At 61.1% G+C, this 19,928-nt stretch carries 14 protein-coding genes; 8 read left to right on the top strand and 6 right to left on the bottom strand.

Annotated features, from left to right (window positions below):
• Positions 1-38 precede the first annotated feature (38 nt).
• Together RL_RS24290 and RL_RS24285 are read right to left on the bottom strand one after the other, a co-directional pair.
• The gene (locus tag RL_RS24290; RefSeq protein ID WP_011654050.1) at positions 39-1,427 is read right to left on the bottom strand and encodes an MFS transporter; all 1,389 of its coding nucleotides are present in this window, start codon (positions 1,425-1,427) and stop codon (positions 39-41) included.
• Positions 1,428-1,454: 27 nt separating this feature from the next.
• Positions 1,455-6,233 (bottom strand): NAD-glutamate dehydrogenase, encoded by a 4,779-nt coding sequence (locus RL_RS24285; RefSeq protein WP_011654049.1) that lies wholly within the window; start codon positions 6,231-6,233, stop codon positions 1,455-1,457.
• 276 nt (positions 6,234-6,509) lie between these two features.
• Between RL_RS24285 and pdxY the strand changes: the two genes are divergently transcribed.
• From pdxY to RL_RS24270, 3 genes are all read left to right on the top strand, one after another.
• Entirely contained in the window at positions 6,510-7,385 is an 876-nt protein-coding gene (gene pdxY / locus RL_RS24280; protein WP_028742679.1) for a pyridoxal kinase PdxY, read from the top strand.
• A 71-nt stretch (positions 7,386-7,456) separates the two neighbouring features.
• Positions 7,457-8,098, top strand: coding sequence for a carbonic anhydrase (locus tag RL_RS24275; RefSeq protein WP_003544008.1), 642 nt, complete (start codon positions 7,457-7,459; stop codon positions 8,096-8,098).
• A gap of 96 nt (positions 8,099-8,194) precedes the next feature.
• Positions 8,195-9,814, top strand: a complete 1,620-nt coding sequence (locus RL_RS24270; protein ID WP_041936520.1) for a GGDEF domain-containing protein — start codon at positions 8,195-8,197, stop codon at positions 9,812-9,814.
• Between the two features lie 45 nt (positions 9,815-9,859).
• On the opposite strand, the gene RL_RS24265 is transcribed toward RL_RS24270, so the two are convergent.
• The 3 genes from RL_RS24265 to RL_RS41155 all read right to left on the bottom strand — a co-directional run bounded on the left by RL_RS24265 (position 9,860) and on the right by RL_RS41155 (position 12,315).
• Positions 9,860-10,681, bottom strand: a complete 822-nt coding sequence (locus RL_RS24265) for a lytic murein transglycosylase (RefSeq protein WP_011654046.1) — start codon at positions 10,679-10,681, stop codon at positions 9,860-9,862.
• Between the two features lie 275 nt (positions 10,682-10,956).
• Positions 10,957-11,991 (bottom strand): aspartate-semialdehyde dehydrogenase, encoded by a 1,035-nt coding sequence (locus tag RL_RS24260; protein WP_003543997.1) that lies wholly within the window; start codon positions 11,989-11,991, stop codon positions 10,957-10,959.
• A 111-nt stretch (positions 11,992-12,102) separates the two neighbouring features.
• Positions 12,103-12,315: a hypothetical protein gene (locus tag RL_RS41155; protein WP_011654045.1), complete on the bottom strand. Its 213-nt coding sequence runs from the start codon at positions 12,313-12,315 to the stop codon at positions 12,103-12,105.
• A gap of 87 nt (positions 12,316-12,402) precedes the next feature.
• Between RL_RS41155 and RL_RS24250 the strand changes: the two genes are divergently transcribed.
• From RL_RS24250 to RL_RS24230, 5 genes are all read left to right on the top strand, one after another.
• On the top strand, positions 12,403-14,157 hold the full coding sequence (locus RL_RS24250; protein ID WP_011654044.1) for an alkaline phosphatase: 1,755 nt from the start codon (positions 12,403-12,405) through the stop codon (positions 14,155-14,157).
• Between the two features lie 206 nt (positions 14,158-14,363).
• Positions 14,364-14,831: a hypothetical protein gene (locus RL_RS24245; RefSeq protein WP_028742676.1), complete on the top strand. Its 468-nt coding sequence runs from the start codon at positions 14,364-14,366 to the stop codon at positions 14,829-14,831.
• A 6-nt stretch (positions 14,832-14,837) separates the two neighbouring features.
• Complete coding sequence (locus tag RL_RS24240) at positions 14,838-15,527, top strand: ABC transporter ATP-binding protein (protein ID WP_011654042.1); 690 nt, start codon at positions 14,838-14,840, stop codon at positions 15,525-15,527.
• The gene (locus tag RL_RS24235) at positions 15,524-16,828 is read left to right on the top strand and encodes an FtsX-like permease family protein (RefSeq protein ID WP_011654041.1); all 1,305 of its coding nucleotides are present in this window, start codon (positions 15,524-15,526) and stop codon (positions 16,826-16,828) included. Before RL_RS24240 ends, RL_RS24235 begins: the two co-directional genes overlap by 4 nt.
• A 248-nt stretch (positions 16,829-17,076) precedes the next feature.
• Complete coding sequence (locus RL_RS24230) at positions 17,077-18,963, top strand: MFS transporter (protein ID WP_011654040.1); 1,887 nt, start codon at positions 17,077-17,079, stop codon at positions 18,961-18,963.
• 163 nt (positions 18,964-19,126) lie between these two features.
• Here the strand turns inward: RL_RS24230 and lpxE are convergent, their stop codons facing one another.
• Positions 19,127-19,861: a lipid A 1-phosphatase LpxE gene (gene lpxE, locus RL_RS24225; protein ID WP_011654039.1), complete on the bottom strand. Its 735-nt coding sequence runs from the start codon at positions 19,859-19,861 to the stop codon at positions 19,127-19,129.
• Between the last annotated feature and the right edge of the window lie 67 nt (positions 19,862-19,928).

Here is a 19,928-nt window from a genome sequence, read left to right as displayed (position 1 = left end):
TGCCGGCGGTGGCCGGCGCTCTTCCTCGAGGTTCGTCCCTATGCGCGATCGGCGGGATAGGGCGTGCGGATCAGGAGTATCAACCCGCCGGCGAGGAACAGGATCAGCGTTGCCATTCCAAGCCGCGGTGATCCGCTCATATAGGTCACCAGCGAGAAGAGCAGCGTCGCCATGAAGCTGGTGGCGCGCCCCGAAAGCGCGTAGATGCCGAAGTAGCGGCCGGCTTCCTCGATGTTGACGCTGCGGGCGAGATAGGAGCGCGACGAGGCCTGAACCGGCCCGAAGGCGAGCCCGATCAGCAGGCCATAGAGGATATAGGCCTTTTCCGCCACCGTGCCGAAGAGGCCGCCGGAATCGGCTGTCGGCAGCGGCATCAATCCGAACAGGGTGTAGCCCGGTCCTGTCGAAATGATGCCGATGGTGGCGAGAAGCAGCATCGTGAGGCTGATGACGACGGTCACCTTCGAACCGACGCCCTTGTCGATGCGGCCTGCGATCAGGCAGCCGAAGATCGCTATGACATTCAGGATGATTCCGTAGATACCGATTTCGATCGTCGCCCAGCCGAACATGCCGGCCGCGAAGATACCGCCCAGGATCAGCAGGCCGTTGACGCCGTCCTGATAGATCATGCGGGCGATGAGGAATGTAAGGATGCCGCGGCGCTCTCTGAGCTCGCCAAGCGTGTTTTTGAGTTCCCGCAAGCCTGAGCGCACCGCGGTGCCGAAGGGAAGACCCTTGCCGACATCGGGCGTGAAGAAGAACATCGGCAGGATGAAGATCAGATACCAGACGGCCGAGATCGGCCCGGTGATGCGTGCATCCTGGCCGGTCTCAGGATCGAGGCCGAACAGGGGATCGAGGCCGAGGATGGTCTTGCCGCTCTCCGGGCTCGCGGCCAAAAGCGTCACGACGGCAATGAGCACGATGATGCCGCCGAGGTAACCGAGCCCCCAGGCGGTGTTGGAGAGCTTGCCGACCTCGTGCTTGCCGACCAGGCGCGGCATCATCGAATCATTGAAGACGATCGAAAACTCGGCCGAGATCGAGGCGAGGATCATGAAAATGACGGGATAGACAACAGGTGAACCGGGGGCGGCAAACCAGAGGCAGGAGAGGCTGGCGATCTTGATGATTGCGAAGAAGCCGATCCAGGGTTTGCGTGCGCCGGATTGGTCGGCGATCGAGCCGAGAACGGGTGAGAGCAGGGCGATAATCACCGAGGAGATCGTCGCCATGTTGCTCCACGTCGTCTGCGCGGAAACCGGGTCATCGGTCAGGCGGGAAACGAAATAGGGTCCGAAGATAAAGGTTGTGACGACGGTAAAGAAGGGCTGTGCTGCCCAGTCGAAGAACATCCACCCCCAGATGCCCTTCTCCGTGGCCTTCGGCGGTCGCGTTCCTGTCCAGTCAATGCGATTCAACATCCGCTCCTTGTTTTGACGCGGACTGTCTCACCTCGCCCGGTCGCGCGCAAGATCGGTCAGGATACCTGCAGCAACGGTAATACGCGCGAGATTGGGATCGCCACCATCGCTGAGGCTTGAAAGCTCCTCGAGGATACGGTTGATGCGGATACGATCCTGTGCATGCCAGGCTTGAACGGGCAGCTTTTCCTTGCCGTGATCGGAAAGGGCCGAGATGACGATGTCGCGCCTTGCGCTGGCAATCTGGTCGATGCTGCGGGCAAGCGCCAGATTCTCGTAATGGTCTGAGGTAAGGATCCGCCCTCCCGCCGCCAGCAGCCTGCCGATACGGAAGGTCTGCGACACGGCGATGTAGTTCTCGGCGGCGCGTACCAGGGGTTCGCCGGTGCGCTCGGCGATCTGCATGATCTCCGGCACCAGTGCGAAGATCGGGAGGCTGGCGATGTCGGCGGCGAGTTTTTCGGGCAGGCCCGCCTGGCTGTACTCCGCCTGGCGCACGGCGACCTCGCCGGCCACCTGTCCGGCGAAGGCGGTTTTCAGCTTCTTCAGAGCCGCCTGAAGCCGGCTAATCACTTCCACCATATCGGCCTTGGTCATGCCTGTTTTCAGCAGCAGGCGCGTCAGCACGATAAAGCTGTGGCTGATCTCCTCGTAGATGCGGTTCTGCAGATCGCCTGATATCTTGCCGTCCAGGGCGTCCGTCTCGGCCCACAGGCGGGTCAGGTCGAAACCGTCTCTCGCGACGATTGCGGCGCGCACCACTTCCGGTGCCGACGCCGCCGTCGCGTCCATCATGGCGACGGTGAAGCTCGGCCCGCCACGATTGATCGCTTCGTTGGCAAGCACGGTCGCAACGATTTCGCGCTTCAGGCGGTGGCTGGCGATATCGCCGGCGTTCGACTTCTGCATCTTCACGGGGAAGTAATTCAAAAGCGTTGCGATGAAATAGGGATCATCAGGCAGGTCGCTTGCGGCCAGCGCATCGAAGAGCACGATTTTGGCATAAGACACCAGCACGCCGATTTCCGGCCGCGTCAACGGCTTGCCGGCCGCATAGCGTTCGGCCAGGGTCTGGTCGTCCGGCAGCGTTTCGACCTTGCGGTTCAGCTGGCCGGCGCCCTCGAGCACGCTCATGAAGCGGCCAAGCTCCAGGCCATTTGCCGTCCCCTTGCGTTCCGTCAGTGAGATTGCCAGCGACTGCAGGTAGTTGTTGCGCAGAACCAGGGTCGCCACTTCGCTGGTCATCGAAGAAAGAAGCTGATCGCGTTTTACGCGCGTCAGGCGCCCGTCATGCATGGCGGCTGCCAGCGCGATCTTGATATTCACCTCGACGTCCGAGGTATTGACGCCGGCCGAGTTGTCGATGGCGTCGGAGTTGCAGCGCCCACCCTTCAGACCGTAGGCGATGCGGCCCTTCTGGGTGACGCCGAGGTTTGCGCCCTCGCCGATCACCTTGGCGCGCACCTCCGCCGCCGTGATGCGGATCGGGTCGTTGGCGCGGTCGCCGACTTCGGTGTCTGTTTCGGACGAGGCTTTCACATAGGTGCCGATGCCGCCGAACCAGAGCAGGTCGACCGGGCTCTTCAGGATCGCCGTCATGATCTCGAAGGGCGTCGCCACGGCCTTGTCGATGCCGATCGCGGCAACCGCTTCCGGCGTCAGCGTCACCGATTTCGCCGAGCGGGAAATGATCATCGCGCCCTTCGACAGCACGCTTTTGTCGAAGTCCTGCCAGCTCGAACGCGGCAGGTCGAAGAGTCGCTGGCGTTCGGTCAGCGTCTTTTCCATATCGGGATCGGGATCGATGACGATGTCGCGGTGATCGAAGGCGGCAATGAGCCGGATCTTGGGAGAAAGCAGCATGCCGTTGCCGAAGACATCGCCCGACATATCGCCGACGCCGGCGACGGTGAAGGGCGTCGTCTGGATATCGATGTCCATCTCACGGAAATGGCGTTTTACTGTTTCCCAGGCGCCGCGGGCGGTGATGCCCATCTTCTTATGGTCGTAGCCGGCCGAGCCGCCGGACGCGAAGGCGTCGTCCAGCCAGAAGCCGGCTTCCTGCGCCAGCGCATTGGCGGTATCGGAAAAGGTCGCCGTGCCCTTGTCGGCGGCGACGACGAAATAGGGATCGTCGCCATCGAGCCTGACCGTGTCCTTCGGCGGGACGATGTCGGCGCCCGATATATTGTCGGTGATCGAAAGCAGCGTTCGGATATAGGTTTTGTAAGCCTCGCGACCGGCATTGAAGGTCTCGTCGCGGCTGCCGCTGACAGGAAGCTTCTTCGGATAAAAGCCGCCTTTGGCGCCGACCGGCACGATGACCGCGTTCTTCACCTGCTGGGCCTTGACGAGGCCGAGCACTTCGGTGCGGTAATCCTCGGCGCGGTCCGACCAGCGCAGGCCGCCGCGCGCCACCTTGCCGAAGCGCAGGTGCACGCCCTCGACTTCGACGCCGTAGACGAACATCTCGCGGAAGGGCTTCGGCTCCGGCAGACCGTCGACCAAGTGCGGATCAAGCTTGAAGGCCAGCATCGGCTTCGGCGAGCCGTCCGGGTTCTTCTGGAAATAATTGGTGCGCAGGGTCGCATCGACGATATTGACATAGCGGCGCAGGATACGGTCGTCGTCGAGGCTCGGCACGTTGGCAAGTTCAGTCTCGATCGCCTGGTGCAGTTCGGCAAGCTTCTTGACGCGAGCTTTCTCGGTAAGCCTGGTGTCGAGCGTGTCATGGAAGAGACGGAAGATGGCGGCGGCAACACCGGGATATTTGTCGAGCGTCGTCGCAATATAATCCTGCGAATAGGGGATGCCGGCCTGGCGGAGATAACGCGCATAGGCGCGCAACACGTTCGTCTCGCGCGCCGAGAGCCCGGCCGAAAGGATCAGCCGGTTGAAGCTGTCATTGTCGATCGTGCCGGCGAAAGCGGCGACGAAGCCTTCCTCGAGGGCGGCGCCGTAACGCTGCAGATCGATCTCGCCGCCATTGCGGGCCTCGAGCTCCATATCGTGCAGCACGACGAGTTTCTTTTCTCCATCGGCGACCGGCACACCGATATCGAAGGTGCGTTCACTGACGACGTTGAAGCCGAGATTCTCGAGAAGCGGCACGCGGCGCGACAGCGCCAACTGGCCGCCGGCGTGGAAGATCTTCAAGGAAAGGATGCGGCCCTGTTCTTCTTCCTGACGGTGGTAAAAGTGTATGCGTAGCGGTTCGCCGGTGGCGCAGGCACCGATATCGGCGAGGTCGGCCACGGTTTCCTCGGGCGTGAAGGAATCCTGGAAGGCTTGGTCGACGGATATCTTCGGCGCCTTGACGCCCGCCAGTGCCTCGAAACGGTCGTCCCAACGGGCGGTGATCTCGCGGATCACCTGCTCGAGCTTTGCTTGTGGAATGCGTGGCGTCTTGCCGCCGGAGCGGCCGATGATGAAATGCACGCGCGCCACGCCGCCTTCCGGAAAAGCCGGGTAATAGGCGGAGACTCGGCCGTCATAGACGGTCTTCAGATAGGTGCCGATCCGCTCTCGGACGATCGAGTCGTATTCCTCGCGCGGCACGTAGACGATCACCGAGACGAAGCGGTCGAAATGGTCGATGCGCGGCAGGACGCGCACGCGCGGCCGATCGCCCAAGTCGTTGATCTGTTCCGCAAAACTTGCAAGCAGCGTCGTGTCGATCTGGAAAAGGTCGTCGCGCGGATAGGATTCCAGCGTATTGTCGAGCATGCGGCCGGAATGGCTCATCGGGTCGAAGCCGAAATGCTCCTTCACCTTCTCGATCTTGGAACGCAGCAGCGGGATTTCCGAGGCGAGCGAGGTATAGGCCGTCGAGGTGAAAAGACCGACGATGCGCAGTTCGCCGGTGACGTTGCCGTCGGCGTCGAAGCGCTTGACGCCGACATAATCCATATAGGCCCGGCGATGGACGATCGATTTCACATTCGCCTTGGTGACGATCAGGAAGTCGGGGCCGTCGAGGAAGGCAAGGATCTCAGGTGTCGTCGTCACCGCATCCTTGCCGGTGCGCAGCACGAGAACATCGGGATTGGAAAGAATGCCGAGGCCAGCACCCTTGTCGCGTTCGACTTTGGCTTCGGCCCCTTTGCCGGAATAGACATATTCCCGCATGCCGAGGAAAGTGAAATTCTCATCGCGCAGCCAGGTCAGGAAAGCGACGGCTTCGTCGCGATCGGCCTTCTTCCGGCTGGCGCCATTGGCCGCAAGCTCTGCGATCACGCCGTCGATCTTGGAAAGCATCGGCTTCCAGTCGGACACCGAGAGGCGGACCTGTTCGAGCACTTTTTCGATGCGTTTGACGAGATCGGCGGCCTGGGTGGAATTGAGCGGCGCAATATGAAGCTGGATATGGCTGACGCGGTTGGCCGGATCGCTCGGGTGATCGGCGGAATAAAGCGCTGGCGCCTTGCCCTTTTCCATGACCAGGATGGGATGCACGGCCATGAACAGGTCGCGATAGGTGCTCGTCACTTCGCCCATGACCGATTCAAACAGAAAAGGCATGTTCTGGTCGGTGACTGAAAGCACCGAGACGGCGATGCCATCAGGCGTCACATCGGTAATCGTGTCGATGCCGACGCGGGGCGCCTTGCCGTTCCAGGCGGCGAGTTCCTTTGCCGAATGCACCGCGGAGAGCGCCAGCATTTCCGGCGTATAGAGTTCGAGATCGTCATTGCTTGCCCGGCCGAAGAGAATTTCCGGATCGAGATGCGCCTCGCCCGTCGCCTTGGCGATCTTGCGCGCGCTTTCGATCTGCTTTTCCCGTTTCGGATTGTTTCTGGCAGCCATGGATCGCCTCCCTCAATGTCTGATTTTTCGCAAGCTAGCAGAAGATTCTTCGAAAAAATCTCTAAAAGAGAGGTCCGAAGGATTGTTTTGACGCTTTTTGGGTGCTGGAAACGAGAAATCATGAGAGATTTTTCGCTTTCTTCGCCAAGCGTAAGCGAAAGTCCCGTCTTCCGGTTTTTCGTTCCGCCGAACATTTCCACGCCCGCATGAAGAATGGTTGACAGCGTGGCGTCAAAAAGATCATCAAACGCGGTCATCATTCGGATCTTGGATATCATGTCGGAAAATGCAGCGGGCGCAGTCATCGTCATTTCCAGCCATGTGGTGCGGGGCTCGGTCGGAAACCGGGCAGCCGTCTTTGCGCTGGAGACGCTCGGTCATCCGGTCTGGGCCCTGCCGACCATCGTGCTGCCCTGGCATCCCGGCCACGGCCGCTCGACGCGGCTGACTTTTGCGGAAACGGATTTCGACGCGGCGATCGACGATCTGATCCGCGCGCCCTGGATCGGCGAAGTCAAGGCGGTGCTTTCGGGCTATTTTGGCAATGCCGCCCAGGCGCGCTCCGTCGCCCGGCTGATTGGCGCGCTCAGGCAAGACAATCCCGAGCTGCTCTATGTCTGCGATCCCGTCATGGGCGATCTCGGCGGCCTTTACGTGCCGGAAGCGACCGCTGAGGCCATTCGCGACCATCTCATTCCGCTCGCCTCGCTCGCGACGCCGAACCGCTACGAGCTCGCATGGCTTTCGGGGGCAGCCCTCGAAGACAACAGCGCGATCATGGAGGCGGCGCTCGCGCTCGGACCATCGCGCATGCTCGTCACTTCGGCGGTGCCGATGATGGCGGGCGGTACCGGCAATCTCTATCTTTCCGGCCGTCACGCCCTTCTTGCCGAGCATCGCGTCGTCGACAACCCGCCGAATGGTCTCGGCGACCTTATCGCCGCCGTCTTCCTGTCGCGCCTGCTTTCCGGGATCGAGGACGAAAAGGCGCTGCAGCTTGCCACCGCCAGCGTCTTCGAGGTGCTTGCGCGTGCCGTCAAGCGCGGCAGCAACGAGTTGATGCTGGCAAGCGATGCTTCCAGTCTTTCGACGCCGATGGCCATGGTGCAGATGCGCCGGCTCGTGCACCCGGCGCAGCGGCGGAAAAAGTGACGCATCTGCCAATATGTTCATTTTGCGGTGCAGCAGTTGATCTTGTCTTCGGCGCGCGCTAATCCAGAAGCATGCAGCGTTTTCCAAACCCCCTTCTGGACGGCTATCGCAACTTTATGAACGGGCGTTATGCCGACGCCCGGGACAGGTATCGGCAGCTTGCCGAAAACGGTCAGAGTCCCCATACGCTTGTCATTGCCTGTTCGGACTCTCGCGCGGCACCCGAGCTGATCTTCGATGCCGGCCCGGGCGAGCTCTTCGTCATCCGCAATGTCGCGAACATGGTGCCGCCCTACGAGCCGGACGGTCATTTTCATTCGACGTCGGCCGCACTCGAATTTGCCGTGCAGGTGCTGAAGGTCTCGGATATCGTCGTGATGGGCCATGGCCGCTGCGGCGGCATCCGCTCAGCACTCGATCCGAATGCCGAGCCATTGTCGCCCGGCGATTTCATCGGCCGCTGGATGTCGCTGGTCAAACCCGCCGCCGAGCAGATCCAGAGCAACGACGTGATGACGGCGGCCGAGCGGCAGACGGCGCTGGAGCGTGTTTCCATCCGCAATTCGATCAACAATCTCAGAAGCTTTCCCGACATCAAGGCGCTCGAGGAGGCGGGAAAGATTCATCTCCACGGTGCCTGGTTCGACATTTCGACCGGTGAACTCTGGGTCATGGACGCCGAGACACGCGACTTCATTCGTCCCGAAATCTAGGGACATGCCAGTTTATCAGTTTTTTAAGGATTGTTGTTAAGCTCGCCGTCAATTGGTCGCGCACGACCGACGTTTTGATCACCGTGGCGATTGGCGATGAAGTTCGAAACCATCAAAAGGGTTATCCTGGCCGCCATCATGCTGCCCTTCGTCTTCATGCTCATTGAAGGCGTCGTCGTCATACGTTCTTCGGTCAATCAATACTGGAACCTCGAAAAGGACCGGCAGTTCGCCGATGTGCTTGCCCGTGGCGGGTCGATCGCCGCCACGGAGATTCTGACTGAGATTGGCGCCACCCGCCGCTACCTCGCAGACCCCAGCAGCAGGACTGCCATCGACATGCAGCAAAGCCGGGTGACGCTGGATCGCGAACGCCACGCTTTTTATGCCAGCCTGCCCTCCCGCGATGCGCTCGACGAGGGGCTCGTCGGCGAATTATCGATTCTCAGCCTTGCCTACAGCCGCATCGTCGCGGCGCGCAGCGCCGTCGACCAGGGGCGTTATACCGGCAGCGATCCCGGTTCCATCTACTGGTATGCGGCTCTCAAGGAGCTTGCCGTCGTCGATGCGCTTTCGCCGCTGATCAGCGATCCGGTGCTGCTTGAGAAATCCAACCAGCTGATGGGTATCCTGCTGACCTATTACGGCGAAAGACTGATCACCGGGATCGGCACCCGTTATCTCAACCAGGGGGCTTCCGCCAGATTGCCGGTGGAGCTTTTCGTACAGGGCAAGGTCATGCTCGGCGAGGGCATGGATCACATGGTTTTCCATTCCTCCGCGCCGGTCGTGCGCCACATCGTTGCTTATCTCGGCCGCAGCAGCCAGGTAAAGGCGAATGCGATCACCGACGCCATTCTCGCCGGATCGCGGCCGACACGCGCCGTGCATGACGTCTGGGCCGCCGCGCAGAGCGAGCGCATGATCTTCCTGCAGCAGAAGATGATCGAGGCCGCAAAGGATATTCACGAGACCGGCGAAAGCCTTTCGACGCGCTCGCACATACACCTGACGCGGATCCTGGCGCTGTGTGCCGGCCTGCTGATACTCGCCACATTGGTGCTGCTGCTGGCGGCAAAGGGCCTGCGCCTGATCGACCGGCTGACCCAGGATCGGGAGACGCTGGTGGGCGAGTTGCGCAGCGCGGCCCAGACCGATCTTCTGACCGGCCTTTACAACAGGCGGGGCTTCGAGGTCGCCGCATCCGCACTTCTCACACAGGCCGAGCACGGATCACGCTGGATTTCCGTCGTGCTGTTCGACCTCGATCATTTCAAGAAGATCAACGACGTTCACGGGCATGACGCCGGCGATGCCGTGCTCCGGCATGTCGCGGGCGTCGCGCGTGAGAATTTTCGTTCCTTCGATCTCTTGGTGCGCCATGGCGGCGAGGAGTTCCTGGCGCTTCTGCCGGATTCGACGCCTGACGATGCGGCAATCGTTGCCGGGCGTGTGCGGCTGGCGATCGAGGCGGCGGAAATCCCCCTGCCGAGCGGCGATGTTCTCAAGGTGACGGCGAGTTTCGGATGCGCCGGACGGGCAAATGAAGCCACCAACCGGAACTTCGAGGATCTGGTCAAACGCGCCGACTTGGCGCTTTACGCCGCCAAGGCCTCCGGCCGCAATTGCGTCGTCTCGGGACCAATCATCCAGGCCCCGGTGCAGGAGGAGCGACGCAAGGCGGCGTCCGGCGGCGGCTTTGATTCCCGCATATGAAAAACGCCGCATATCGCAGCGGCGTTTTGGCGTATTTCAACGGGCCTATTTGCCGTCGATCTGCTGACCGATATAGGCGATCGCCTGCTGGTAGACGCTGGCGGCGTTCCAGCCCTGGATGGCGACGAAATTAGGCTCTCCAGGCTGATAGCCGGCGCCGGCGCGCCAGCCGTGGCCCTTGAGGAAATTCGCCGTCGAGGCCAGTGCATCGGCGCGGGAACCGACCATGTCGACGCGGCCGTCGCCGTCGCCGTCGGCGCCGAAGCGCACGACATTGCGCGGCAGAAACTGCGTCTGGCCGATTTCACCATGGGCAGCACCCTTGGCCTGTGGGCTCAGATAACCCTCGGCGACGAGCTGGAGTGCGGCATACAGCTGATCGGTGAAATATTCCGTACGACGGCAGTCATAGGCAAGGGTCGAGACAGCCGACAGCGTATGCTGGTTGCCCATATAGCTGCCGAAACCGGTTTCCATGCCCCAGATTGCAATCAGCGGGCCGGCCGGAACGCCAAAACGGCGCTCGATCGAGGCAAAAAGCGCCTTGTTGGAGGCCTTCATGCTGCGACCGCGAGAGATGATCGTGGCACCCCCGCGCTTCTGCATGAAAGCGTCGAAGGAGAGCTTGAAGCTCTTCTGGCCGCGGTCGGCGGCAATCGTCGGCCTGTTGTAATTGACGTTGGCGAAGGCGCGGTCGAGGACCGAGCGGCTGACGCCGTTTGCCGCCGCTTCCTGCTTGAAGTCGGCGACCCATGCATTGAAACCGCTGCTATTATTGCCGCATTGGGCGCCTTGGGCCGCTGCCGGCAGCGCGTGGAGAGCGCAGGCTGCCGTAAACGCGGCCAGAAGGAATGTTGTCATGCGCATGAGAAACCCCGCTCCGGTCTGCTGAAACACGCCGCGGTTGATCGGAACCATGCGACGCACTTTAAATCTTCGTTCTATCCATGTCGTAGTCCCAAAACCGCTTCATGGTTTCGGGCGGCACAGCTTGGCCTGACGCCGGGCAGAATGCCAGCCGAAGGCGATCTTGTCACGCTCACCTTTTAGTAAGCGCTTATGGATAGGGGCGCCTACGGCTCGGCAAAAAGCCCTGCCTCATCATCAGCAGGGCTTTAGCATATTATGGTTTACAAATGGTATCAGGCGGCCTGCTTGCGCGGCTTGACGAGACCACGATTGACGAGCAGCTCGGCGATCTGGATGGCGTTCAACGCAGCGCCCTTGCGCAGATTGTCGGAGACCACCCAGATGTTGAGGCCGTTTTCGACCGTCGCATCCTCGCGGATGCGCGAAATGTAGGTCGCATCCTCGCCGGCGGATTCATAAGGCGTGATGTAGCCGCCATCCTCGCGCTTGTCGATGACGAGGCAGCCCGGTGCATCGCGCAGGATGTCGCGGGCCTGGTCGGCGGTGATCTCGTTTTCGAATTCGATGTTGACCGATTCCGAATGACCGATGAAAACCGGCACGCGCACTGCCGTGCAGGTCACCTTGATCTTCGGGTCGAGCATCTTCTTCGTCTCGGCCAGCACCTTCCACTCTTCCTTGGTATAGCCGTCCTCCATGAAGACGTCGATGTGCGGAATTACATTGAAGGCAATACGCTTGGTGAACTTCTTGTTCTCGATCGGATCGGCGACGAAGACGGCGCGCGTCTGATTGAAGAGCTCGTCCATGCCGTCCTTGCCGGCGCCGGAGACCGACTGGTAGGTCGAGATGACGACGCGCTTGATCTTGGCAAAGTCGTGCAGCGGCTTCAACGCCACCACCAGCTGGGCGGTCGAGCAATTCGGATTGGCGATGATGTTGCGCTTGGTGAACTGGCTGATGGCATCCGGGTTCACTTCCGGCACGATCAGCGGCACGTCGGCGTCGTAGCGCCAAGCCGAGGAATTGTCGATGACGATGCAGCCCTGCTGGCCGATCTTCGGCGAGTACTTCTTGGAGACCTCGCCGCCGGCCGACATCAGGCAGATGTCGGTATCGGAGAAATCGTAATTCTCCAGATTGGAGACCTTCAGCGTCCGGTCACCGTAGGAAACCTCGGTGCCCTGCGAACGCGAGGAGGCGAGTGCCACGACCTCATCGGCGGGGAAGCCTCGCTCGGAGAGGATGTTGAGCATCTCCCGGCCGACATTTCCGGTCGCTCCCGCAACTGCTACTTTGAAACCCATTTCTCAAGCTCTCTTTCTCTTCTCTCCTCTTGTCCGGTGAGGGGAAAGGCGCGATTAATCGCGTCTTCCTGTCCCCAGCCGAGCCGGGGAGAGAGCGGCAGGCCAGAGACGTCAGACGGTTTTCGTCGTCGTTTTGGCCTTGGTTTTGGAAGAAACCGGAACGGCAATGTCCACCCCGGCAACTCGTGCCCGGTCATTGCATTCGGCAATGGCGTGTTCGTCGCGAACCATGGAGATTCCTTTTCCGCTGTTGCTCTTAGAAGGTTTTCCACAGGAGTCAAGGTTTTTGCGCTCAGAGCCGGCAGGCGAAAGCGGCGACCGCAATGCTGCGACGTTTTGTCATGCCGCTGTCATTCTCGGGAGGTATCCCGGCGCGGTTGTTAATGTCTGCAACGAAAACGGGGGTTTTCCATGCGTACGCTTCTTGCCGCCTTTGCGGCCACCACCATCCTTGCGGGCGCCGCTCAGGCGACGACGGTCTATCCGCTTGATCGCGCGACGATCCTTGCCGGTTCGCCGTTCGATTTCAAGGTCGAGCTCAACAAGCAGGTCAAGCTCGAAGACGTGAAGATCACGGTCAACGGCCAGGACTACAAGACCGTGCTTGGGGGCGAGGCGCAGTTCGTCGAACTGGAAAAGGGCAAGGACGACAAGGCTCTCGGTTCCGCTATCCTGTTGCGCGGCCTGAAGATTTCCGCTCCTGGCGACTACAAGATCGAAGTGGCCGCCGGCGACGAAACGAAGTCCGTCACCTGGAAGGTTTACGAAACAGCGGCCCAGCCGAAGGCAAAGAACATCATCTTCCTGCTGGGTGACGGCCTCTCCGTTGCGCATCGCACCGCTGCCCGCATCATGTCCAAGGGCATGACCGAAGGTAAGGCGAATGGCCGCCTGAATATGGATGATCTCGAGCGTATGGCTTTTATCGGCACGTCGGCGACGAATGCCGTCGATACGGACTCGGCCAACACCATGTCGGCCTACATGACGGGTCACAAGACGGCCGTCAACGCGATCGGCGTTTACGCGGACCGTACGCCGGCCTCCCTCGATGATCCGCGTGTTGAAACCTTCGCAGAAGCCGTTCGCCGCCTGACCAGGAAGTCGATCGGCATCGTTGCAACGGCCGAGGTCGAAGACGCCACGCCGGCTGCGGTCGTTGCTCACACCCGCAACCGCAACGACAAGGCCGACGTCGTCGGCATGCTGCTCGACGTCAAGCCGGAAGTCCTCCTCGGCGGCGGCTCGGCCTATTTCCTCGGCAAGGAAGTCGCCGGCTCCAAGCGCAAGGATAATCAGGACTACATCAAGCAGTTCCAGGATGCCGGCTACAAGCTTGCCACCGACAAGAACGAACTCGCAGCCAATGCATCGGCTGAAGGCAATCTCCTCGGTCTCTTCCACACCGGCAATATGGACGTCACGCTTGATCGCGAGTTCCTGAAGAAGGGTACCGTCGACAAGTTCCCGAACCAGCCGGGCCTCGTCGCCATGACCAAGGTTGCGCTCGACCGCCTCTCCAAGAATCCTGATGGTTTCTTCCTGATGGTCGAAGGTTCCTCGATCGACAAAATGTCCCATCCGCTCGATTGGGATCGTGCCGTCATCGAAACCATCGAATTCGACCAGGCCATCGGCGTTGCCCGCGAATTCCAGAAGGCCCATCCGGACACGCTGATCGTCGTCACAGGCGACCACACACATGGCGTATCCATCATCGGTACCGTCGATGATGAAAAGCCCGGCACGGAAATGCGCGAAAAGGTCGGGATCTATGCCGAAGCCGGCTTCCCGAATTACAAGGACGAAAACGGCGACGGCTATCCCGATAAGATCGACGTCAGCCGCCGCCTGTTCCTGAGCGCCAACAATGGCCCCGATCACTACGAGACCTTCCGTCCGAAGCTCGATGGTCCGTTCGTTCCGGCGGTCCAGAACGAAAAGAAGGAATATGTCGCCAACGAACAGTATAAGGATGTTCCCGGCGCGGTCTTCGTTCAGGGCAATATTCCGAAGAGCGGCGATAGTGGCGTCCACGCAGCCGACGATGTCGTCCTGCAGTCGGCTGGTCCGGGTGCCGAAGCTTTCCATGGTTACATGGAACAGAGCGACGTCTATCGCGTGCTCGCCGACACCTTCGCCCTCGGCGCCAAGCAGACGAATTGATCCCTAGATGCGGATGATTTTAGGCCGGATCGGCCTAAAATCTGAATCCGCATCTAAATCAAAGAAATAGAGCATGATGTCGTCCGAAAAGCGCGCACACTTTTCGGCATCATGCTCATCCGGCCAGGCCGCTCGCCGGCCTTGCCTCTTTCATCGATCATGGTCCCGGCCGTTCAGCGGCCGGGACCTCATTCTTGGAGATCGCCATGGAAAAGCTCCCTTCGCTGCATCTCAGCCGCCGCGGCCTCATCGGCGCCATCGGTTCGATGGCCTTCGCCGCAGTTGCTCGCCCGAGTTTTGCTGCGGATTCCTCGATCAGCTTCGATGAGCTTTACGGCAAGTTCGGCGTACTCGGCCTCGAATTCTCCGACAAGGTGAAGCGTCTCGCCGGCCAGGAAATCAACATGAAGGGCTTCATGGCGCCACCGCTGAAGGCCGAAGCCCAGTTCTTCGTGCTCACCGAAGTGCCGATGTCGCTCTGCCCCTTCTGCTCCTCGGATGCGGACTGGCCCGATAATATCGTCGTCGTCTATCTTCTGGAGAAGCAGACTTTCGTGCAGCCGCGCCAGACGATCGAAGTGCGCGGCACGCTGGAATACGGTTCATGGACGGATCCGGAAACCGGCTTCGTCAGCCTGTTGCGCATCCGCCAGGCCGAATATTTTGCCGTCTGAACCGATATGCTCGCTCTCGACATCGAAAATCTGACTGTTACGTTTCCGGGTCTCTCCTCGCCGGCTCTGGCGATTGGCCGCCTGTCGATCGATGCCGGCAGCAGGGTCGCCATCACAGGCGCTTCCGGCTCGGGCAAGAGCACCTTCGTCAATATCGTGACTGGGCTGGAGCGGACAGGCGAAGGCCGTATCCGCTGGAACGGCGAAGATATCGCGGCGTTTTCCGAAAGCCGGCGCGACCGTTTCCGCGCTGCCAATGTCGGTCTCGTCATGCAGGAATTCCACCTCTTCCCCGGTCTCTCGGCGCTGGAAAATGTGCTGCTGCCGGCACGCCTTGCCGGCGCCGCCACGGCTGCCGTCATCGAGCGGGCGTACGGGCTTTTGAGCACGGTCGGGCTTTCCCGCCTTGGCCAGAAGATCGAAACCATGTCGCGCGGCGAGATGCAGCGGGTGGCAATCGCCCGCGCATTGCTGCGCAAGCCCGGCGTCATCATTGCCGACGAGCCGACCGCGAGCCTCGATGCGGAAAGCGGCGAGGCGGTCGGCGATCTCATCCTCGATCTCGCGAGTGCCGAAGGCAGCACGCTGATCGTCGTTTCGCACGATCAGCGCCTCACCGGCCGTCTCGACCGGCGCATCACCTTCCGGTCCGGCCGGATCAGCGAAGATTCCACTGCTGCCGGGGAGGCCGCATGATCCGCTTCATCCTTGCCGATCTTCGTCGTCTCTGGATGGGATCGCTGGTGGTCGTCTTGCTGGTGGCGCTTGCGACCGCTCTCGGCGTTTCCGTCGTCCTGCAGGAGCGGGCGCTTCGTCTCGGCAGCGCGCGCGCCGCCGACAGGTTCGATCTCGTCATCGGCGCCGGCGGCAGCGAGACGCAACTCGTCCTGTCCTCCGTCTTCCTGCAGCCCTCGCCTTTGCCGCTGATGTCAGGCGAGGTGCTGGCCAGGCTCGCTGCGGATCCGCGTGTCGATTGGGCAGCTCCGATCGGCTTCGGCGATTCCTTCTCCGGCTATCCGATCGTCGGCACGAGCACCATGCTGGCGCAGAACCTGTCCGGCGGCTTAACCGAGGGCAAGATTTTCGTACGCGAGGGCGAAGCCGTGATCGGCGCGGCTGTCAAGCTGTCGCTCGGCGGTGAGATCAAGCCGATGCACGGGTCGCTGGAAGAGGGCGGAGAGACCCATACCGAGCTCGTCTATCATATCGCCGGCCGTTTGCGACCGACCGGCACCGCCTGGGACCGGGCGATCCTCGTTCCGATCCAAGGCGTCTGGCACATCCATGGCATGGAGGCGGAGGAACATTCGGAGGACGGCGAGCACGAGCATGAAGCGTCCGGAACGGATAACGCTGAACATGGTCATGCGCATGAGAAAGCCGGCGCTGATCACGATGGGCATGAGCATCACGGCGAGGCCGATCCGGATGCCGCGCTTGATGAGAGCTGGACTGCGGCCGCTCCCGGCCTTCCCGCCATTCTGGTTAAGCCGAAGACGATCGCCGATGCCTACAAGCTGCGGCAGGATTATCGCAGCGGCAATACCGTCGCTGTCTTTCCCGGTGAGGTGCTGACCAATCTCTACGCCACGCTCGGCGACGCCAAACAGATCCTCGTTGCGGTCGCCTCCGGCGCGCAAGCTCTCGTCGCAGCCTCGCTGGTACTGGTCACGGTCATCCATATCGGCCAGCGCCGCCGTCAGATCGGCGCACTCAGGGCCTTTGGCGCCCCGCGCGGCGCGATTTTCGGCATCGTCTGGCTGGAATTCTTTTTCCTGTTGGCGGTCGGCATCGCACTCGGATTCGCGCTCGGTTATGCCGCGGCCCTCATCTTGTCCGGTATGTTCTCGCAGACGAGCGGGATCACCATGCCGGTCGGCTTCGCCCGTGAAGACGCCGGGCTTGCGGCGGTGCTGCTTGCCTTTGCCACAATTCTCGCAGCGCTGCCGGCAGTGCTCGCCTACCGGCAATCGCCGGCGCAGGCGCTAAGAGCATAACGGATCCACATCACAATCCGCTGTGAAACCTTCTTCCAAACTTCCGGCAGCTTTATCGTCACGGGCGGTGGAGAGCTTAATGTGCATGACAAAGCGTGGAGCCATTAGACTAAAGTCATAATCCGAAAGCCTCTCTCTTTTTGATCTGTCGTTTCTGGCACACTCCCGTCAGGCGTGTCGCGGCCAGGGGTATGCTTTGAGGAGAAGTAGGCCGCGCGCGTTGATCATCACTCTGTGGAGGACAGACAATGGCAAATGTCGCAAGCATCGACGGCGCGAAGGCCGGTCCGATGACCGGCGAGGAGAAGAAGGTCATCTTCGCCTCTTCGCTCGGCACCGTTTTCGAATGGTATGATTTCTATCTCTATGGTTCGCTCGCCACCTATATCGGCGCGACCTATTTCACCCAATATCCCGAGGCAACACGTAACATCTTCACGCTGCTCGCCTTTGCTGCCGGCTTCTTGGTCCGTCCGTTCGGCGCGCTGGTGTTCGGCCGTCTCGGCGATCTCGTCGGCCGTAAATACACCTTCCTGATGACGATCATGATCATGGGCCTGTCGACCTTCCTCGTCGGCATCCTGCCCGGTGCCGCCACCATCGGCATCGCAGCCCCGATCATCCTGATTGGGCTTCGCCTGCTCCAGGGTCTGGCGCTGGGCGGTGAATATGGCGGTGCGGCAACCTATGTCGCCGAACATGCGCCGAACGGGCGCCGCGGCTACTTCACCTCGTGGATCCAGACGACGGCGACGCTCGGCCTGTTCCTGTCGCTGATCGTCATCGTCTTCGTTCAATATCTGATGGGTGCGGCTGAGTTCGCCGCCTGGGGCTGGCGCATTCCGTTCCTGGTCTCGGTCGTCCTGCTCGGCATTTCCGTCTGGATCCGCCTGAAGATGAACGAATCGCCGGCGTTCCAGCGCATGAAGGCGGAAGGCAAGGGCTCCAAGGCGCCGCTGACCGAGGCCTTCGGAACTTGGAAAAATGCCAAGATTGCGATCATCGCGCTGCTCGGCGCCACCATGGGCCAAGCGGTCGTCTGGTACGGCGGCCAGTTCTATGCACTGTTCTTCCTGCAGAACGTGCTGAAGGTGGACCTGTTCTCGGCCAATGTGATGGTCGCCATCGCACTTCTCCTCGGCACGCCGTTCTTCGTCATCTTCGGCGGCCTCTCCGACAAGATCGGCCGCAAGCCGATCATCATGGCAGGCCTTCTCATTGCGGCAGTGACCTATCATCCGCTGTTCAAGGCGATGACCTGGACGGCGAACCCGGCGCTTGCCGAAGCGCAGGCTTCGATTCGGGCAACGGTTACAGCTGATCCGGCGGATTGCAGGTTCCAGTTCAACCCGACCGGGACGGCGAAGTTCACCAGTTCTTGCGACGTGGCGACGGCATTCCTGACCAGGAACTCGGTGCCTTACGACGTCGTGCCCGGTACCGCCGGACAGCCGGCAACGGTGAAGGTTGGCAATGCGACGATCCCGAGCTTCGACGTCGCTGCCGCCGGCGACAAGGCCAAGGGCATGACTGCAGCCTTCGAAAAAAGCGTGAACATTGCGCTTCAAGACGCTGGCTATCCGCTGAAGCGCGGTGTCACCAAGGTGGCGGATTCCAAGCTCGATGCCTTCATCGCCGCCAATCCTGAACTGGCGCTCAACGCCGATACCGTACGCGCCGGCGAGAAGGAAACCATGCCGGCAGCCAAGTTGGTCGAAGGCAAGCTGCTGACGGCGGATGAGACCAATGGCGTCACCGACATGGCGGTCTACAACATCGCCAATGGCGGCACTTTCGCCATGACCGCCGATCCCGCCCGCGTCAACTGGATCGGCACGATCGCCGTGCTGTTCGTCCTCGTCCTCTATGTGACGATGGTCTACGGCCCGATCGCCGCTCTGCTGGTCGAGCTCTTCCCGACCCGCATCCGCTATACCGGTATGTCGCTGCCCTATCACATCGGCAACGGCTGGTTCGGCGGCCTGCTGCCGGCGACGGCCTTCGCGATGAGCGCTGCCGCGGGCGATATCTACTACGGTCTCTGGTATCCGATCGTCTTTGCGACGATCACGCTGGTGATCGGCCTGATCTTCCTGCCGGAAACGAAGAACAGGGATATCCACGCCATGGATTGAGCGCTGGATTGAGGCCAATCCTCGCTTGAGAAAAAAGGCCCGGCGCTCACAAGGCGCCGGGCTTTTCCATATTACAGCGCCGCGCGTCTTTTCGGACGCGCAAAGGACGCTGTAACATTTTGAATTGCTGCATAATTCCTTAAATCGATTCCGATTTAAGGAATTATGCAGTGCGGAACAGACGCTTGGCGAGCGGCCAACCATCCGGTGCGAGCTTGAAGAGCAGGCCGCAGCGGGCAAAGACGATCGCCGTCAGCAGCGAGAACCAGGCGCCGAAGGCAAGGCCGGCGATGACGTCGCTCGGATAATGGGCGCCGACCATGACACGCGTCATGCCGAGCCAGATGGCGCAGGCGATGAAGGCAACGCGGTAGCGTGGAAACAGCAGGGCGAAGGCGGCGAAGAAGGCGCCGACCGTGGTGGAATGGCCGGACGGGAAACTTTCGAAAGCGGAATGGCCCGAAAAGGGCGCGAAGGAAAACATGCCGTAGTCGTGGAAATGATCGGGACGCGCCCTGCCGATCGCACGCTTCAGCAGATTGGCGAGAAGTCCTGAGAAGACGACCGTGAAGAAAAGATAAGCGCCGATCCAGCTGACATAGAGCGCCTGTGCCTTGGAGCGCGCCGTCTTCAATAGCTTGTAACCGGCCCTGCCCTGAAAGAACAGCAGGATGCTGGTGTAGATCAGCCAAGCGGAATCGCCGAAACCGGTCAGCAACTCGCCGAGGTGTTTCACCGGCGCGGGAGCTTTGCTGGCACCGATCGGTGCGTCGAAGAGCAGCATGGAAAGAATCACGGCATTGAGCGTAACGAAGAGGCAGGCCTGCCAGCGCAAAGGCGGCATGCCGACGCCGCTCCGGCGCCAGCGCCTGTCCAGGGAAGCCCAAAATGCCCGCATTTCGTCGTCCGTTCGAATTTGTCCCGGAGCCCCCGCGCGTCCAACAGGACACGCTAAGGACGCTCTA

The organism is Rhizobium johnstonii 3841, assembly GCF_000009265.1.
Classification (GTDB): domain Bacteria; phylum Pseudomonadota; class Alphaproteobacteria; order Rhizobiales; family Rhizobiaceae; genus Rhizobium; species Rhizobium acaciae.
The sequence above is the reverse complement of the archived record's forward strand: the minus strand, read 5'-3'. Positions and strand labels throughout refer to the sequence as shown.

What these genes read in the sequence shown, in the direction of transcription:
- RL_RS24290 (WP_011654050.1), bottom strand. Translation starts at nt 1,427, where the DNA reads ATGTTGAATCGCATTGACTGGACAGGAACGCGACCGCCGAAGGCCACG.
- RL_RS24285 (WP_011654049.1), bottom strand. Translation starts at nt 6,233, where the DNA reads ATGGCTGCCAGAAACAATCCGAAACGGGAAAAGCAGATCGAAAGCGCG.
- pdxY (WP_028742679.1), top strand. Translation starts at nt 6,510, where the DNA reads ATGTCGGAAAATGCAGCGGGCGCAGTCATCGTCATTTCCAGCCATGTG.
- RL_RS24275 (WP_003544008.1), top strand. Translation starts at nt 7,457, where the DNA reads ATGCAGCGTTTTCCAAACCCCCTTCTGGACGGCTATCGCAACTTTATG.
- RL_RS24270 (WP_041936520.1), top strand. Translation starts at nt 8,195, where the DNA reads ATGAAGTTCGAAACCATCAAAAGGGTTATCCTGGCCGCCATCATGCTG.
- RL_RS24265 (WP_011654046.1), bottom strand. Translation starts at nt 10,681, where the DNA reads ATGCGCATGACAACATTCCTTCTGGCCGCGTTTACGGCAGCCTGCGCT.
- RL_RS24260 (WP_003543997.1), bottom strand. Translation starts at nt 11,991, where the DNA reads ATGGGTTTCAAAGTAGCAGTTGCGGGAGCGACCGGAAATGTCGGCCGG.
- RL_RS24250 (WP_011654044.1), top strand. Translation starts at nt 12,403, where the DNA reads ATGCGTACGCTTCTTGCCGCCTTTGCGGCCACCACCATCCTTGCGGGC.
- RL_RS24245 (WP_028742676.1), top strand. Translation starts at nt 14,364, where the DNA reads ATGGAAAAGCTCCCTTCGCTGCATCTCAGCCGCCGCGGCCTCATCGGC.
- RL_RS24240 (WP_011654042.1), top strand. Translation starts at nt 14,838, where the DNA reads ATGCTCGCTCTCGACATCGAAAATCTGACTGTTACGTTTCCGGGTCTC.
- RL_RS24235 (WP_011654041.1), top strand. Translation starts at nt 15,524, where the DNA reads ATGATCCGCTTCATCCTTGCCGATCTTCGTCGTCTCTGGATGGGATCG.
- RL_RS24230 (WP_011654040.1), top strand. Translation starts at nt 17,077, where the DNA reads ATGGCAAATGTCGCAAGCATCGACGGCGCGAAGGCCGGTCCGATGACC.
- lpxE (WP_011654039.1), bottom strand. Translation starts at nt 19,861, where the DNA reads ATGCGGGCATTTTGGGCTTCCCTGGACAGGCGCTGGCGCCGGAGCGGC.